The organism is Bacteroides celer (genome assembly GCF_002632415.2).
In the GTDB taxonomy this organism is placed as follows: domain Bacteria; phylum Bacteroidota; class Bacteroidia; order Bacteroidales; family Bacteroidaceae; genus Bacteroides.
This window is the reverse complement of record NZ_CP178209.1, coordinates 2,001,862-2,019,663: the sequence shown is the minus strand read 5'-3', so window position 1 is coordinate 2,019,663 and position 17,802 is coordinate 2,001,862. Positions and strand designations below refer to the sequence as shown.

The 17,802-nt window shown below is 42.1% G+C and carries 10 protein-coding genes and 3 pseudogenes; all 13 read right to left on the bottom strand.

The window, feature by feature from the left end:
• Positions 1-8: 8 nt before the first annotated feature.
• Positions 9-1,124: an isochorismate synthase gene (locus CJF29_RS07765; protein ID WP_099146988.1), complete on the bottom strand. Its 1,116-nt coding sequence runs from the start codon at positions 1,122-1,124 to the stop codon at positions 9-11.
• Positions 1,121-2,353, bottom strand: a complete 1,233-nt coding sequence (locus CJF29_RS07760) for a Cof-type HAD-IIB family hydrolase (RefSeq protein WP_004305786.1) — start codon at positions 2,351-2,353, stop codon at positions 1,121-1,123. The genes CJF29_RS07765 and CJF29_RS07760 overlap by 4 nt, the downstream gene beginning before the upstream one ends.
• 84 nt (positions 2,354-2,437) lie before the next feature.
• A complete protein-coding gene (locus CJF29_RS07755; protein WP_099146989.1) occupies positions 2,438-2,800 on the bottom strand; it encodes a DUF488 domain-containing protein in 363 nt (120 codons plus the stop codon).
• A gap of 65 nt (positions 2,801-2,865) precedes the next feature.
• Positions 2,866-3,963 (bottom strand): annotated as a pseudogene (locus tag CJF29_RS07750) (helix-turn-helix domain-containing protein); the annotation flags it as partial.
• A gap of 24 nt (positions 3,964-3,987) precedes the next feature.
• Complete coding sequence (locus CJF29_RS07745) at positions 3,988-5,064, bottom strand: transposase (protein ID WP_002558306.1); 1,077 nt, start codon at positions 5,062-5,064, stop codon at positions 3,988-3,990.
• Positions 5,006-5,416: a hypothetical protein gene (locus CJF29_RS07740; RefSeq protein ID WP_002558307.1), complete on the bottom strand. Its 411-nt coding sequence runs from the start codon at positions 5,414-5,416 to the stop codon at positions 5,006-5,008. Before CJF29_RS07740 ends, CJF29_RS07745 begins: the two co-directional genes overlap by 59 nt.
• Positions 5,417-5,504: 88 nt before the next feature.
• Positions 5,505-6,170: pseudogene (locus CJF29_RS07735) on the bottom strand (AraC family transcriptional regulator); the annotation flags it as partial.
• Between the two features lie 179 nt (positions 6,171-6,349).
• Positions 6,350-8,572: pseudogene (locus CJF29_RS07730) on the bottom strand (GH92 family glycosyl hydrolase).
• A gap of 128 nt (positions 8,573-8,700) precedes the next feature.
• A complete protein-coding gene (locus CJF29_RS07725; RefSeq protein WP_141561033.1) occupies positions 8,701-10,320 on the bottom strand; it encodes a hypothetical protein in 1,620 nt (539 codons plus the stop codon).
• A gap of 40 nt (positions 10,321-10,360) precedes the next feature.
• Positions 10,361-11,113: a DUF3823 domain-containing protein gene (locus CJF29_RS07720; protein WP_099147431.1), complete on the bottom strand. Its 753-nt coding sequence runs from the start codon at positions 11,111-11,113 to the stop codon at positions 10,361-10,363.
• A 20-nt stretch (positions 11,114-11,133) separates the two neighbouring features.
• A complete protein-coding gene (locus tag CJF29_RS07715) occupies positions 11,134-13,182 on the bottom strand; it encodes a RagB/SusD family nutrient uptake outer membrane protein (RefSeq protein WP_099147432.1) in 2,049 nt (682 codons plus the stop codon).
• A gap of 20 nt (positions 13,183-13,202) precedes the next feature.
• A complete protein-coding gene (locus tag CJF29_RS07710; RefSeq protein ID WP_099147433.1) occupies positions 13,203-16,343 on the bottom strand; it encodes a SusC/RagA family TonB-linked outer membrane protein in 3,141 nt (1,046 codons plus the stop codon).
• Positions 16,344-16,365: 22 nt separating this feature from the next.
• Positions 16,366-17,796 (bottom strand): glycoside hydrolase family 71/99-like protein, encoded by a 1,431-nt coding sequence (locus CJF29_RS07705; protein WP_141561034.1) that lies wholly within the window; start codon positions 17,794-17,796, stop codon positions 16,366-16,368.
• Positions 17,797-17,802 lie beyond the last annotated feature (6 nt).

Sequence of the window (17,802 nt, the reverse complement as noted above, 5' to 3'; positions counted from 1 at the left end):
TTAGTAGTTTATGATTTTAAAGGAGGCGTTGCAATAAGCCGTTTGATGGTTTGCAACTTCTTTTCCGTTTCCAGCCATTCGTCATTCAATTCCGAAGAAGCCAGTAGTCCACCGCCGGCATAAAGAGTGAGTTGTTTATCTTCGATATGCATACAGCGCAGATTTACATAAATGTCTGTTTTTCCTTCCGGATCCAGCCATCCGATAAAACCGGAATAATAACGGCGGTCGTAACCTTCGTTCTGCAAAATAAACTGATAGGCTTCTTCCTTTGGCAAACCGCATACGGCAGGCGTAGGATGCAAAACTTTCAGGAGGTCTCCCAAACCTTTATTATCTTTCAGAGAAAACCGGAAATCTGTTTTCAAATGTGACAAAGCTCCGGCATAAGCCGGATATGGCCCGTCTTCCGTTGAATGAATATCCAGCGAAAGAAGCTGGCGACGGATATAAGAAGCGACATAATCTTGCTCTTTCCGGTTCTTTTCATCCCACACTTGCGGCAGTCTGCCATCTTGTAAAGGCTGCGTTCCGGCCAGCGCAACCGTATGCCATTCGTCTTTCTCACCCGATAAAATGATTTCGGGGGTGCTTCCCAGCCAAATGCCTGTCTGCGGGGTGTAACATAGGTATATGTACGAATGGATATAACGCTTGCAGGCCGCACGAAATATGGACATAGGAGAAAAATCTGCTACTTTATCCATTGTCAGATGACGGGAAAGTACTAGTTTATCAAAAGTCTCATCGCGTAAAGCATTTATAAAGGTATGAAAACATGCTGCATATTCCTCCGTGGAAGAAGTCAGAAATGATTCTTGTCCCTGTATGCGTAAGGCGAGCTCCCGATCTTCTTCCGTATCATCATCGACCGGGAAAGGCTGTCCCCACTGATCGGGCTGAATCAACACGACCGGACATGCCTCACTCACCTGAAACGGAGCGATTACAAATCCTCTCTGGCCATTCAGTTCTTTCAGATCGTATATCAGGCGGACTGCTCCTTCCGCCTGCGTCAACAGGCGGGGAGTTTTCTCTCCGGGGATGCGGTAAACAGCAAACGGCTGTTTCCGCTGAATAAATGCATCAATAGTTGCCAAGCTACTTATTTCTTCGTCGGTCATCTCTTTTTCATCACGCTGTTGACTACCCGTATGGAGGACACCAGTTTATTTGTTGAAGTAAACACGTCTACATTCCATACATGGGATGAACGTCCCTTATGTACAACTGTTCCTACTGCACGCACTGTATCTCCTTCATGTGCAGAAGATATGTGGTTTCCACTGACCTGCATTCCTACTACAATCTCGTCCGGCTGGCAAAGAATCATTGAACCGAGTCCGGCAACTGTTTCCGCCAATGCAAGAGTAGCCCCGCCATGCAAAATGCCAAAAGGCTGACGGGTACGATGGTCTACCGGCATTGTTGCTTCCACACGGTCTTCGTCGGCATAGGTATATTGAATTCCCAAGTTTCCCATCAATGCGTGGCGTGCCTGCGCATTCAGTTGGTCAAGGGGAATTTCGGCTGCACGCACTTCGGATATGATAGCCTTCTCCACTGCAACGGCCACTCCGTCTTCCTCATTCGAAGCAGTCACATAATCGGCACAGGCTTTCACCGAGTCTTGTGAATGTCCCATAGCTATGCCCAGCCCCGCCAATTGAATCATTGTTACGTCACACACACCGTCGCCCACAGCAATCACTTCCTCACGCTTCATACCTAGCACCTCCAGCAAAGCACCCAAAGAATTGGCTTTGTCGATGGCGCAGGGAACTACTTCCAGAAAATAGGGCTCCGAACGGAATACGTCCAACGCCCCATTCAGTCGTCTCTTCCAGTGATCTTCCAAACCAAGCAATGCTTCTTCGTCATCGCTCACCAGCATACACTTACAAGGAGCAAAATCAACGGCAGCAGAAAATTCTTCTTCTTTGATTATTTGCAGGTCATTCAACCGGGCTTCATTTTGGATATGTTCATTTTCAGGAGAATCCGTTATGATCGTATCATCATGATAAGTGAATAAAGCAAAACCGTTTTTACGGGCTTTCTTTTCCAGATACGGCAACATTTCGGGATTAATCCGACGTTCAAACAGAATTTCTCCGTTTTGTGCATTGATAATCTGACAGCCATTATAGGAAAGGATAAAACCTCCATAGTTTCCAAGTTCGAGCATCTTGGCCAGCGGCATTAGGCCATAAGTCGGTCTGCCGGACGCCAGCACAATACGTACTCCCATTTGCTGAACCTTCAACAGGGCAGCCAGTGTACGTTTACTAATTTCTTTCGCATCATTTAGGAGTGTTCCGTCTACATCAAGAACCAATAATTTATACTTCATGATTACACGATTTTGATTTAGATTACAAAGGTAGGAAATTGAGTGAACGACAGAAAGCGTAAACAGATAAAAATTACTTTAATTTCACTCTTTCAGACGCATTTCCAAATAATCACGGAGGATTCGGGCATGATTATATACCGGTTCTTTGGAAGCATAAAGCAGTGTTACTACCGGATGTGGTTTGATAAGAGTCAGAAAATCAGCCATTGCGGAAGAAGCATCCAGTTCGTTCTGATATTGTACGACAAAATTTTCCCAATGTCCGGGAATGTCTTCATGAAACCACTTACGCAAGGTGGCGGACGGCGTGATATCTTTTGCCCAATAATCATACTTCAACCATTCTTTCTTCATGCCACGCGGCCATAGTTTATCTACCAGTACCCGGTAACCATCTGTTTCTGAAAATTCTTCGTAAACCCGCTTTATCCTAACCTGTATCATCTCTATTTATATTTAATTACTTATAAATAAACCGGGAAAGGCAAAAAATGTTTAGCAGCATCCGCTCAATTCTTTAGTGAATCCTGTGCTTTTTTAAATTCGTAAGGGGTCATTCCTGTCTTTTTCTTAAAAAGACTGTATAAAATCGGGGTACTATTAAATCCGGCTTCATCCGCTATGGCACGTATCGTATAGTTGGGATACTTTTTCATCAGTTTGATTGCGTAATTAATGCGCAGTTCATTGATATATCCATTAAAATTGGTTCCGGTACATTCTCTTATCATCCGGGCAAAACGTGCGTTATTCAGGTGTACAATTTGAGCCAGGTCTTCTCTCGACAGTTCTGAAGAAAGATATAATTGTTTTTGGACAACGATGTGATTCAGTTCCTGAAATATCTTCCTGTTCGCCTCTTCCTCTCCACTTTCTTTATTTGTTTCATCCATCAGTTCTTCCTGCTCTTCAGGTGAAACCTGTTCGGGCTCTAAATCTGATGAAATTGCCAATTGTTCATACGCTTCCGACAGTTGATTACCGTCTTTTCTGTTGGCAAACTTTTCGTTTATCAGCCTGGCAAGCATCCTGTTCTTATATTCGACGATGTGGTTGAAACGCCACAAACGCCACAGTACAAATAAGGTCAGTACAACAATACAGCCCAAAAAGCAGAGCGAAATATTTCTTATTTTTAATTGAGAGGCTTGCTCGGCAATGTATTCTTCCTTTTCAGAAGCTCCATACATTGCATTCAGTTCCAATGCTGCATTTTCCTTGTCTTTATGGTTGATGCTATCCGTTATCGCAATGATAGTTCCGCGTATCGCTGCCGCCGATTTATAATCATGCATACCCAAATAAGCTTGTACCTCCTGATTCAGCACATTCAGATATTGAACATTCAGAGTATCCCGCTGGGTTCTTAACAGTTCTTTAAAGTCTTTACAATTGGCAATCACTGTTTCATACTGTCCGGAAAGAATCAGATAAGGAACGGAATACATCTTGCCGTCCGGAGTTTGGGAGTCTTTTATTCCCAAATATTGTTGATAATATTGTTCTGCCTGGACATATTTCTTTTCAACATAAGAGATATAGGCCAGTTTTGCATATAAGTAACTATATTGACCCTCCACATAACCTTCGGGAATTTGAGGTAGTTTCGGGGCACTTGCAAAAACCTGTGTTTAGCCAAATATCTTTGAGAGTCTGAATAAGAAGAACTTTACATCTATAACCCCATGTAGTTGTGCTCGAAACTGCTTGATCTTTGAATTAAGAGATTCAGCAGACGCATTGGTAGACCGATTGATGAAGTAGTTGAGAATCTCTCCCTGCCGTTCATAGATGGTTGCTGCAACAGTGTTGAAGTTTTCGTCTCCGAACTCTCCGACTTTTGCATACCATTGGGCGAGGCTTTTCTTCCCGCTTTCCCTTGTGGCGTTTTTGTTATTGAAAATCATGCGCAAAGAGTGCGAGATTGAATATGCGGTCTTCATATCAGGATAGAGTTCAAACAGCAGCCTTGCACGGATTTTCTGAGTCGCTGTCCATTTATCTGCCGATGTCATCAGCAAATAGCGTGAGCGCGTCAGGAGTTCACAGACGGTATCTCCGTTTGACAGCCTCACAGGCTCGTACTTCTCATTCTTGCGGTTAGGCTTCCGTCCTTGTTTTCCTTTCCGTTTGCCTCCATTCTTCTCAAGACGTCTCTTTCGTGCCTCGGCATTCTTCTTGTTACGGAGCTTGTGCTGCTCGCGCGCTTCCACTTCGGTACGTTGGGCCTCGCGCCTGTGCCTGATACGCACTTGCTGCATGGCATCGTAGCAGTCCTTCTGGACATGGAAGCGGTCGATGGTTATCGTGGCATACGGGAAGCACTGCTTTACTATGGAATGCATGCTCTCGGAGAAGTCCATCGTTACCTCCAGCACCTTAGCCCTCTCGTACCAAAGGATGCGCATCAACGCCTTTACGACATCCTCGACCTTTGTCCCCTTGATAATGGCCACGATAGCTCCCTTGCCGCCATGGGCAGCCTTGTTGGAGATTATTGTATAAAGTTCACCGTCAGAGAGCGCTGTCTCGTCAATGCTCAGTTGTGGCCCTATGTTCTTATAGAAGACAAGCCAGTCCTCCGCATGTGACAATTCTTTCCACGTGCGGTAACCGCTGAGGAAATCCTTGTAGGCACGTTCGAACTCGTCAGCCTTGATGTGATACGGTTTCTGGAGTGATCTGGCTGTAATCGGGGATGTATCCAAGGAATTCTTTTAAAAAAGCGGCAAACTCCTTAGTGTGCCGTGTTCCTTTTGCTGTCAACTCCCAATCTCTGCTATACGTCCTGCCCAAACCGTCCTTCCAACGGCGACGGCATACGTGCAGAACGGTACGGTGCTCGTTGAGAGGAAAGTGGTTGATGCATGATTCCGGGTAGAAACCGTTGGGAGACAGCTCTGTGTGACCATCCGGCTGAAGGTTCTTCTCGTGAAGATACAGATGGAGAATCTTCTCCACGCCACGTTCTTCTTCCTTAACATCGGTAAGGTCAAAATATTCGTTGAACTCCGAAGGGAGTATGTAGCTTAATAGCTTTACTAATGGATTCTCTGACATTGCTATATGATTGCAAAACAAAGGTACTACAAAGATTTTTTATAGCAAAAAATAACAAACGAAAACACAGGTTTTTACACGTGCCCCGTAGTTTCTCTAATTTCTTAAGAAGTTTCTCACGTTCATAAGCAAGAGCCAAGGCTTCCTTGATACGGGAATCGGTCATTAAAAATCCCATTTCCGCGCCATAATAAGAAGAAAGCAGCATCATCTCCCTCATATCCTTTGATCCGCGCAACAGTTCAATGGTACGGTCAAAATATTTATATGCCTCATTTTTCAATGACAACCGCCAATTATTCTCTCCTATACAAAAAAGCAGTCGGGCTTCGGCTTCCCGGTCTTTCAGTTCCTGCGCCTGCGTAATTCCATGGAGGGCATATCTCATACTCTCATGGTATTTACTCATCAAAGACGACAGTTCGGCCAGGAAAACCGTCATTTTCAACATGTGCTTCGGTTCCCTTTGAGAGATGGAGTCGAGCAGATATGACTTTCTGGCATACATGAAAGCTAGTTTATTCATATACATATTGCGATATGACAAACTACGTAATTCATTAATCAGCTGCAAAGAAAATACTTTTCTGTTTTCTGCTTCGTCCAACAATTGCAAAGCACGTTCAGGGTCGGAAATATAAATATCTCTGATATATTTTTCAGTATACAGAGAATCATTATTTATTGTTTTTTCAGCCCTCGAAAATTGATTGTGTACAAATAAAAGCACAAAAATACATACCAAAAAACGCATAAAGTCCTTATCGTATTTAAATCATTCAGCATCCAAAGGTATGTATTTTCCACAAAAAGAACAAAGCGCATTTTAATTTTGAAAAATATAAATAAGAAACATTAGCTATCGTAAAAATGAAATTTACGACCAATTATTCCGACAACAGACAACTCATTGATGAAACGAAAACATTGAAATTATTCTGCCGAAGGTGGTGCATTTTCCGGGCCAGTCCCCCATTCTTTATTAGCCATATCTCCCATTACAAGCACCAGTTTTCCACCTCCCATTATATCCGGATGGCTAATCCAAGGCTGATTCCATTCTTTTCCGTTCAGCGTTGCCGATTGGATATATTTATTTTCCACCGAACAATTACGAGCCTCCACTTCAAAACATTTGCCATTTCCCAAATTGACCTTGATATGCTCAAAAAACGGGCTACCTATATTATATGTAGGAGACCCCGGAGTAACCGGATAGAATCCCATCATTGAGAAAACCACAAAAGCCGACATTCCACCTCCGTCTTCATCCCCCGGCATTCCCATCAAATCATTACGGAACCATTGATGAAGCAGCATACGAATGCGTTTTTGTGTTTTCCAGGGTTCTCCTGCGTAATTATATAAATAAGGAACGTGCAAACTTGGCTCATTAGCCATCGAGAACTGCCCTACATTTCCTGTATGATCGGGTAATTGTGCGTAAAATGCATATTTCCCACGTCCCAAAGGCTCATTGAACATTGAATCCAATGCGTGAACAAAGCACTCATTTCCTCCCAGCAGCTCTATCAAATCAGCAATATTGTGCTGCACATCCCAACGATATATCCAACCGTTATTTTCTCAATAATACTCACGCGCTCCCATCCCTCCGGAAAACCGGTAATCAAATGGTTCTATAAATTTTCCATCCTTATCTTTCGGATGAAAGAATCCGGTTGCAGGATTAAATACATTCCGATAGTTATATGAGCAGGATAAATAATGAGTATATTCTTCCTTTTTTTGCAAATAACCGGCTATCCGCGACAGGCACCATTCGTCATAAGCTGTTCCCAAAGTCACAGCAATGGGTTGCCGTTTTTCAAAAGGATGTACCTCCGCCACCGTTTCTTTTTCTCCCGGTGACAATGCGGGAATATAACCATGTTTCTTGTAAAAATCATCCAGCCATCCGGCAGGTTTGCCCGACCATGGAGCCAGTGTTTTATCTTCGATTCCTTGCTTACACGCCTGATATGCTTTTTCCACATCAAAATCCGTCAATCCCTTCACACAAGCATCAGCTATGGTAGCTACCGCATGGTTCGAGTTCATACGCCGTGAATCTCCTGTTATTTCCGGAAAAGTAGGCATCCATAAATTATCCATTTGTTCTGCCATACGAATATAAGAACGAATAACATCTGTTTCCAATTCAGGTTCGATCAATATACGTAAAGGGTGTGTAGCCCGGTAAGTATCCCAAATCCAATCATCCGTATAAAAAGGTACTCCATCATCCTCGTGCACAGTTCCATCAAAAGCACTAAAATACCGTCCGTCTTCACTGATATTCACAGGGCGTTCATAACAACGATACATGGATGTATAAAATACGGCTTTATTCTCATCCGATTCATTGGTAATTTCAATTTTACTCAATGTCTCGTTCCACTTTTCACGTCCTTTTCTTGCCAGTTTCTCCACATTATAGTCGTTCAACTCGCGATATAGATTTCGACGCGCCTGTTCTACGCTGATAAATGAAATACCATAACGCAGATGTATCGTCTGTGCCTGATCGCCTAAATACAGTATTTGATAAGACTCTTTTTCATTGCCGGATTGTATACGTACGGGAGGCTTTTCCGTTTCCAGATACATATATACCTTCGTCTGATTTTCTAATTGTTGAAAGCCGCTGACCGTATTTCCATTTGCCTGTATCACTCCATTCCCCGAGTTCAGCATAAGATAAGTCGGCTTATCAGCCATGGTTTTCAGCTCATAAATACCCGACTGATGTGACGGTGCATATTTCACTTCGATCCGAGGTTCATCTAAAAACACAGAATAGAAATACGGTTTGATAATTTCCTGATCGTAACTATATGAAACCACCGGTTTTATCGCACTTGCATCTCCCTGAAAAGGGCTCAAATTAAATGCAGAACTTCCTCTATGACTTGTCACGATCAAAGGAAGTCCCTTTATTCTGTCCGATGTATAATCCGCACGCTCGGGATATACACGCAGCATACTATTAGGCAAGTGTACCGTAGGATAAGTAGACACCAACAAGTGACTAATATTTCCCATATAAGGATTGACATAGTCAACTGGAGTTTTTTCTATCTGTTTAGTACTACAACAAGTCAATATGGGTAAACTTAAACAGAAAGCTATGTATATAAAAAAGTATTTCTTCATTATTTTGCTTATTAAGCAACTCTATTGTATTATAATAACTTATCCGGATGGAAAGAGGGTATTTGCCTATGGAAAGCAAATACCCTTCTTCGTTTACCAAAGTTGCTTGTTGTTCATATAAAGTCTATTTATTGTAATGCCGGAGTATCGACACGCCCTGTTCTATTAAACCAAAGCCATAATTTGCCATTGCTAGGAAGAATCCATGCACTGCCATAATCATAATGGTAATTCAACTGAATGCCTATTCTCATCGGGGTTTGTCTTTTTGCATCATCCAAGAAGGTGATAACACCGGTAGTTGAATTAATAGAAGCATAATCCGTGAATGTCACTTTAGTTACGTCATCAGATTCACCATTGGCGCCTACAAGGTTAAATTGCCCTGCTGTGAAGTTCAGACCTCCCGATCCCGGTTGAGCGCAATAGGCTTTAGCCCATTCGGCAACTACCAATTTTCCATCTTTCACGGAAGCCACATCGGATGTATAATCAAGATAAGGCTGCGAATGAGTAGCAAGATAAGCTTGTATATCAAATGTATTCGTTGTGGGCGTAATATTGAAATGAGCAGATGCACCCGATAAACCCATACCTACATTTTGGCAGGCAGCTATTTCGTCAACGATTGCCCAATAAATTTTAGAAAGAATATTACCACCAGCATCTTTCACCAAAATCAGTAGTCCTGGATGAGCAGCATCATTCATGCTTTCACCACCGTTCCATTTGCCCGAATCTCCCGGACGGAACTTTAAGTCCCACATACCATCAGCTTTCAGAGTTCCTAAAAAAGCAGCATATCTGGTATCATTTGCCACCCAATTGTTCTGCTCTTCCTTTGCACCTAATTCAAAGGTAGCTCCCGCCGGTAAATTCTTATAAAGTTTTTTGAAGTCCATTTGCCCGTTAAAGTTATACTCTCCCAGTCCAGCCGGAATCGTTGCCTTATAAGCTCCGTCATTTCCCGCTATCGCTTCCATATTACATGAGGCAATAGGTTTAACGACCGTATTTCCTGCATAGGCGGCATTTATCTTGATTTTAAAGAAATCAGAACTTACTGTTGTTTCATTATAGGTTATTTCCAATGCAGCAGTATAAGTCTCATCCTTCTTGACATCACTGTCTTCATTGACAGCCAATGTAACGTTCCAAATTCCTTCCGCTATTTTTGCAGTCTCTGTAATCACAAACAATTCTTCGCCGGCATTTCGGGTCTTTAACAGAGTCACATTATTCAATGTAAATGTTGCGTTTACAAGATCCACGTCTTTTGGCATCACTTTAAACTTAACAGTCACCTTACCTTCCACATCCGTCAACGCCACATCGTCTACATATTCCGGCATATAGAATACTCCGTTTAGTCCATTATAATCAGAGCCTTCTTTCGAGAAAGTATACGATTTACCATTCAGAGTGATAGTCAGCGTTTTATCTTCTTCATTCTCCGTTATTGCTATTTCAGGAACAGAAGATGTTGCACCTGACACAATTTCGATAGATTGTCCATCAGTGAAAGTGAAAACCCAGTTTCCATTTTCATTCTTCTCATAACTTGCTATTCTTTTAGCTGTAGCCAACGCATTTGAAAGTTTAGCTTCATTATCCCTGATATTCGCTTCCGCAATGGCCATCCTGCGTTCCAAATTATCAATATCGTCTCCATTACACGCCACAAAACCTACTCCCATCGAAAGTAACATTGTTCCCAGTAAAAACGCATTTACGAATTTCTTTTTCATAATAAATAAAATATTAAGTTTGACATAGTTCTATTTAAAATTAATCTTGACTTTCATCCAGTTGCACTTCAACCTTCTTGATTTCCGAAAAATTATATTTCTTATACTGGTCATTACAGCAAGCTCCTACCCGTACCCAATAGGTTCCGGAATATTTGAAAGGAATTTTCGACCGCAGATAAATCGTTTCACCATCCTGTGCATTGGTTATAGTAACGGTAGGGGAAATGTAATTCTCATCGCCACTGGGTCCGCAGTATTTAGTATGCGAAATATACAATTGCATATTATTCACATCCGGCATTGCAACCCCTTCTTTACTGTTACGAATAAACTTCACTGCACATTCCAAATAACCTTCTTCGGTCAGATAAGGATTGCCCACAAATTCTACGTACAGATAAGGAATCACAGTAAAATCCAGTGACGTTATTTTACCACTGGCCAAAGTCACAGTTTTTGTATCTTCAGCCTCATCCAAAGGATAAAAAGCCCCTTCGACAGGAAGTACTTCGTAAGTACCCACAAACAACTTCTCATTTGTGTAAGTCCCTTCCTGACGCAAATTCAAATACTGTGGAGTAACTACCGTCGATTCATCTCTCGCAAAACTTCTTTCTACAATCTTTATTTGCATACTGGTCTTTCCTGCTCCCACCTGCAAAGGATTGCCATCAGGACTATAAATTGTTCCTGATATTCCAGCTTCCGGAGCATCATAGTTGTCAATCTCACAAGAGGCTGTTCCTACTGCGAGTGCCAACAACGCTAATAGATTTAGTATATTTCTCATATTTCTTCTGTCTTAATGTATTAGTACTGATTATTTTGTTCAAGTAACGGATTTACCTTTCGTTCACCGTCAGGTATCTTATCATAATAGTTCTTTGTTTCAAATGTCAAGGAATTATTGGCAAATTCAGAGACACGGGTATCATAGATATACTTGCCCACAGGATTACCTGCACTATTTACCGTAGCCCCTTTAGCAAACAGGAAAGGAAGCAGTTCACGGCGGCGATATTGATAAATTTGAGTATCGAACGTAAACCAGCGACGCAAATCCCAATACAGCTTATGCTCAAATGCAAGTTCTTTATAGCGTTCTATACGGATGATATGAAGTCCGTCATTCGGAGCATAAACAAAAGAACCCGCTCCCATACCACGTTCAAGTCCCTCACGTGATATATCAGTCAACTGCGTAGGTGAACTCAGCAAAGTCGCCCCGGCTCTCGAACGGACACTGTTGATACAATCATAAGCATCTTGTCTCAAATCAGTTCCTTCAAAATTAGAGACTCCATTCTGATATAGTTCTAAAGCAGCTTCTGCACGATTTAATACAACTTCAGCATAACGAATATCAATCCATGATTGAGTAGATACATGCAATTGAGTATCACCTATTGTCATATTCAGATTCAGCCATTTTGCTCCGTGAAAACCGGTTAAAGTATTTGTAGCCTGGTTAGCAGGACCATCGATTCCATTCTTGAATAACTTCAGACCGGCTTTCGTCACATAAGGATTCTGCTGATTTCTACTGTCTCCCGTAGCACGCTCTATATTCTCTCTGACAAAGGCAACATTACTATAGCTGGATGTAGTCTGTCCGTCATCTGTAATAAATTTGGCAATCGGAGTAGAAGGATCGATTTCCTCCTTAATAATACCTGCGCGAATATCCAATTCCACGCCTTTGTAGGTACGTCCGGGTAGTAGCAGACAAGCTCTTAAACGCGGCTCGGCATTTTCAAATAAAGCTGTCGGACTATCATATACCACATAATTACCTTCATCATCTGTCGTTTTCAAACGCCCGGTGTTGCGATGCAATGGAAGTCCGTCAAACAGTTCCACCCAGTCAAGAGTTACATTATACCGGTGTCCGTATGTAGTCGTCATCCGAGGAGGACAATATACAGCATCGAAACTATGCACGTAATCGTTCTTGCTATACTGACGAATGAATATGGACTCACTGTTATCATCAGCCCTGCTGAACACTTCACGGAAATTAGCTTCTTTATCAGAATTACCTTCATACAAAGCATATCCTCCATTTTCTACAATTTTGGCAGACTGATAGGCCTGTAAGAAATAGTCATTTGCTCTTTCTGCGGAAATGCCACAAAGCAGTTTGGCAGCATCTTCTTTACTTGCATAATTGAACTGGCTTCCATAACGTGCTACTGAACCGGCATACAATGCAACCCTTGACTTAAATGCGGCAACTACATATTTATTATTAGCGCGTCCTGCCACTTTTTCCGTACCCATATCCGCAATAGCCTCATCCAGATCTTTCAAGATAAAGTCAATGCAAGCTTCATGGCTGCTACGTGCAATCCACAAATCCTCATCGTTACCGGTAGATTCTTGAGGAGTATCCAAAAGAGGCACTCCACCATAACGTTTCACCATAGAAAAATAGACATAGGCGCGAATAAATTTAGCTTCAGCAATCCAGCTTTTCACCCCATTCAGTTTACCAATATAGGCGGGAAGATCTTCTATCAGAGTATTTGCCTGGCGGATTATCTGATAACCTCTGCTCCAATATCCTTTTTGTGGAATATAAATAGCCGTTTGATTGGCATTCACAGTCTCACCCGTACTGCACATATCCCATTTAATACAGTTCCAGAAATAAAATCCATTTTGGTTTCCCTCGTCGGACATATTGAAATCTTCCATCGGAAGATGATTGTAAAGCCCCGCCATATAGGCTTCAATACCACCTTCGGTATAAATTTCAGAATTAAGTATTATATTCTTGGGCGGAATGTCCAAGTCCTGACAAGCTGCAAACAGAGAGCTTGCTAATGCAATCATTATGATGTTTTTTATCTTTTTCATGTTTTTAGTCTCCTTCCCAATTAGAATGTGATGCTCGCACCAAAATTATATGTTCTATTCAACGGATACATATACCCATTCAGTTCTGCCGGTTTTTCCGGGTCCACTCCTTTTACTCCTGTAAGAGTAAACAGATTATATGCATTGACAAATACACGCAGGTTCTTTACTCCTACACTAGATAGCCACTGCTTAGGTAGCGTATAGCCTAACTCCATTGTCTTCAGACGCAAATAAGTTCCTTTCTGAACAGCAAAACCAGAGTTATCATCCGGTGCAATGCCTCCATAAGCATAATACCCGGGAATCCATTCCACACTTGGATCATACGGGTCCTGATTCGGATTCGCGGGACGCCATCTATCCATAAAGAGATCGAGTGCGTTTCCCTCCCAACCCAAAGGAGAAGACAACTGTTCACCAAAAGCCACATAAGACATTCCTGCACCCTGGAAAGTCATGCTCATATCCAATCCTTTCCATGCGCCGGTCAGCGTTATACCAAAGTTCATCAAAGGATAGTTACGTTTATTTTCAAACTTGCTGGCATCCGCTCCTTCTTTGGATACAGTGGTTGCGATAGGATGTCTGTCCATATCGTCAATGATACCGTCATTATTCCAGTCTTCATAGATATAGTCACCCGGCAATGCAGCATTTCCGGTATAAACAGGAGAGTAGGCTACATGGTCATAACTTTGATAACGCCCGTTATCCCCCCAGCCAAACCAAATATCATTGTAACGGTTAGTTATATTATTTCTCCAGTTCTCATAAGAGTTTCCCGAAGGATTGCGCTCTTTGTAACGCCACATTGTACGAGTTATTGAAATATTCCCAGTCACACTATAAGTAAAGTCTCCAATCCGATTACGATGTCTCAATTCGACTTCAAGTCCTTTTGAACGATCGCTCTCCAAGTTTTCTTTCGGCATCGTAGCACCAAACGTTCCCGGAATTGTAGACAAACGGTCGGCCATCAATCCATCACGATTACGCATAAATGCATCGAAAGAAAATCCCAGCAATCCACTCCACAAATCGACATCAACACCCATATTCCAGGTATCTACTGTAAACCAGGTTATATTCGGATTAGCTAATGCACGGAAACCAACCGCATTGATAAAATTGCCGTTAAAGATATATCCCTTCGGATAGTTATTGATTTTATCGCCACTGGTATTCGGATAATTATATCCCGTAACAAACTGATAATCGGCAACGGAATCGTCTCCCATGCGTCCCCATGAAGCGCGCAGCTTCAAATTATCAACGAATGAAAGTTTATTCTTGATAAATGATTCTTCGGCCATACGCCAACCTAACGACACACTTGGGAAAAATCCCCAACGGCTGTTAGCCGGAAACTTTGATGAACCATCATAACGAAATGAGAACTCTGCCAGATAACGATTCTTGAAATCGTAATTGAAACGTCCGACCAACGCACGTGAGGCGCTTTCTCCAATTCCATTCGCATTGGATGTACCTAACTGGTTTTCCGAATTTCCGGCAAACAGGTATGGATAAGCAATGGAAAACTCACGGGAAGCACTAATATTGTCTCTTTCATTATGTGTTTCTTCAAAAAGTAATAATCCTGATACATGATGTTTTTCCACGAATGTGTTATCATAACTGACGGACGCCTGCCACAATACGTTGTAACTGTTACCATAATAGCGATTCAGATACGTCGGACTCTGTCGGGGAGAAGCTTCATAAGTTCCGTTCGTCGAATTATATTTATACTCATTATATTCTTTTCTATAATCTGTATTATCACTCGTCGAGTTGTCATAACTGAACATACCCTTCACTTTCAACCCCTTTACGAAAGGAACAGTATATTCTAAATCCACTGACGACTGAAAGATGCGATTACGGGCTATGTTATAACCGGACTGTTCCGGATCTATGGCTGCCAACACATTTACAATATCAGCCCCCGGCTTCCAATAATACTCGGGGTTATCATTAGCATAGACCGGTTCATCCGGTATAGAACGCCACAATGCTTTATAAATTTCGAAAGTAGCTATTTGCTGGCGTTGTTTTTTATCCAGGATACCATTGATTCTTACAGAAGCCTTCAAGTTTTTAGTAATCTGTGCCGTTACATTAGAACGCAAGTTATAGCGATTGTAACCCATCGCGTTCTTTTTGAAGAAGCCTTCCTGATCTGTATATCCCAAATTGATATAATAGTCCATTTTATCACTGCCACCACTAATAGACACATTATGTTGCTGCTGCGGAGCTGTATTATTCATCACTGCACCATACCAGTCGGTCGAATGTTTGTCACCATTCAGATAGGCGTTTATTTCTTCCTGTGTGTATTTATGTTGCGGATTTGTCGTATTCCGCATAGATTTTTCATTAAATAAAATCATACGGTCTACCGAACCTACCGGCTGTAAAATCTCCGCTGGTGTCTGGATGCCATAGTACATATTATACTCAATCTTAGCTTTGTTCTTTTCACCTCGTTTAGTCGTAATCAAAACCACACCATTAGCAGCACGTACCCCATAAATAGCAGCAGAAGCATCTTTCAATACGGAAACCGACTCTATTTCATTCGGGTCCATACGTTCGAAGTTGTCACGGGGCACACCATCCACCACAATCAGCGGAGCACCAAAGCCACGAATATCAAACTGATTGGTCAGTTCGCCTGGTTCTGATGTCTTCTGTATCACACGCACACCAGGCACTTTACCCGTCAACATATTCTGCACATTCTGACTTTTAGTAGCAATCATTTCATCACTATTGATTGCCGAAACAGCCCCCGTCAAATTTACTTTCTTCTGTGTACCATATCCTACCACTACCACTTCATCCAAAGCTTTGGAATCTTCATTTAGAATAACATTGTATATAGTTGATTTACCTATTGAAACACGTTTTGCCGCATAACCGATATACGATATTTCCAATGTACCGGCATTGGGTACACTCAAAGAAAATTGGCCGTCCAAATCAGTGATTGCTCCGACGGAATTACTGCCAATCAATTTTACATTGGCACCAATAATTGCTTCTCCGCTTTCGTCCGTCACTTTACCCGTAATGCTTTTGTTCTGCGCATAGCCGGAAAGTGTGAATAAAAGAGCTGCAATAAGAAAAATAAGTTGATTTAATGTCCTCATATTTTTAAATTTTAGGTATCTATTAGTCTATTGCTTCCGGCTCCTTGTAAGCTGGTTTTGTTTGGGTATACCCGGTCGCTCCCTTAAACCATTTACCAGCTTCACCAGCCAGGAATATATAATATCCGGTATTCAAATCATCATCATAGCTAAGAAACTGTCCCTGCGGATTAATTGCCGAAACATTGATCGGAGTCACATCCTTATGAGTACATTTAAAAATAGCTGTACCTTCATCTATTTCATCAAACATAGCTACGAACACTCCATCTGCTCCCCATTCCCTGTATGATGCCAACTGTCTCCAAAAGAAAGTCCCCTTCAAACGAGGCACCTGATCGTAAACATCCCTGGCCGGCAACGTAATCTTTGTCCCATTGTTCTCGAATACGGTTTGGGTATTTCTCCATGAGAAACCAGGGAATGCCACCGGAGCATATACTTTATGATTCTTTTTGCACCAGGCAACATCTCTCTCGATTATCTCCTTTTTATTAAGGAAAGAATTTACATCGCTATAACGACCTACCGCCCATGGTGATATAACCGCACAACGTTTAAAGACTTTTTCCCATTGACTGAACGGTTTTGCATCACTTCCGGAAGAAAGCCATGCATAGCCACTCCCTGCCAGATAGGAAAGCTCTCCTTTCACTCCGTCACGACCTTCCATATTATCCATCAGCTCCAGATACTGTTCCGGCGTGCTGGATTTGCCATTATTCAGACTAATACCAAAGAAACCGACAAGAGGACGTCCCTTTTCCCATAAATAATTAGGACATTTGTCCGGATCTGTAAAGTGGAATCTGTCGTTTAGTCTTTTCCAGTCATTGATAATGTAATCAAGGCTCTCTCCTTGTTCTAACCCGCTCAAGTCATATTCAAGCATGATAGCAATATTATATTTCTCGGCAGCCTTGATCGCATTTGCGATAATTTCCTCCATCCACGGACGACCTTGAATGGTACTTTTAAAACGTTGGATAATAGCTCCGTTAATTCCATACTGCTTCATCCATTTAAAATGCAGGTCAGTCGTTTCGTAATCAGCCGAACTAAAAAAGTAGGCGGTCTGTCCGTCAGGTTGCTTAAAAGCTGTCGGATATTTCTTTGTATACTCGCTCATATCCGGCCAAAACTCAATACTGGAATACCCCGGTTTAAATTCATTGTAACCTGTAGGATACAAATGCTGCCAGCCTTTTCCAACTGCATCCCCTTCTGCCGTAAACCATCCCTGATAACCACACATCACCTGCCCGGAAAAAGTCTTATGCTTTACTGCAGCTGGTGTTTCAGGCACTTCCTCTTCCGTTTGTTCGGGTGCGGGAGGAGTAAGCAAAACACCCGGTTCCTCATTTTTCCAATACTCATCCGGAGTGTCCGAAGAACATCCGGCGATCAAGCCAGCCACCATAGACATGGCTAAAAAGATTTTTCTGTAATTCATAAATTA

Coding starts and splice junctions, on each gene's coding strand:
- CJF29_RS07755 (WP_099146989.1), bottom strand. CDS start 2,800: ATGATACAGGTTAGGATAAAGCGGGTTTACGAAGAATTTTCAGAAACA.
- CJF29_RS07765 (WP_099146988.1), bottom strand. CDS start 1,124: ATGACCGACGAAGAAATAAGTAGCTTGGCAACTATTGATGCATTTATT.
- CJF29_RS07760 (WP_004305786.1), bottom strand. CDS start 2,353: ATGAAGTATAAATTATTGGTTCTTGATGTAGACGGAACACTCCTAAAT.
- CJF29_RS07715 (WP_099147432.1), bottom strand. CDS start 13,182: ATGAAAAAGATAAAAAACATCATAATGATTGCATTAGCAAGCTCTCTG.
- CJF29_RS07705 (WP_141561034.1), bottom strand. CDS start 17,796: ATGAATTACAGAAAAATCTTTTTAGCCATGTCTATGGTGGCTGGCTTG.
- CJF29_RS07725 (WP_141561033.1), bottom strand. CDS start 10,320: ATGAAAAAGAAATTCGTAAATGCGTTTTTACTGGGAACAATGTTACTT.
- CJF29_RS07720 (WP_099147431.1), bottom strand. CDS start 11,113: ATGAGAAATATACTAAATCTATTAGCGTTGTTGGCACTCGCAGTAGGA.
- CJF29_RS07740 (WP_002558307.1), bottom strand. CDS start 5,416: ATGTCAGAGAATCCATTAGTAAAGCTATTAAGCTACATACTCCCTTCG.
- CJF29_RS07710 (WP_099147433.1), bottom strand. CDS start 16,343: ATGAGGACATTAAATCAACTTATTTTTCTTATTGCAGCTCTTTTATTC.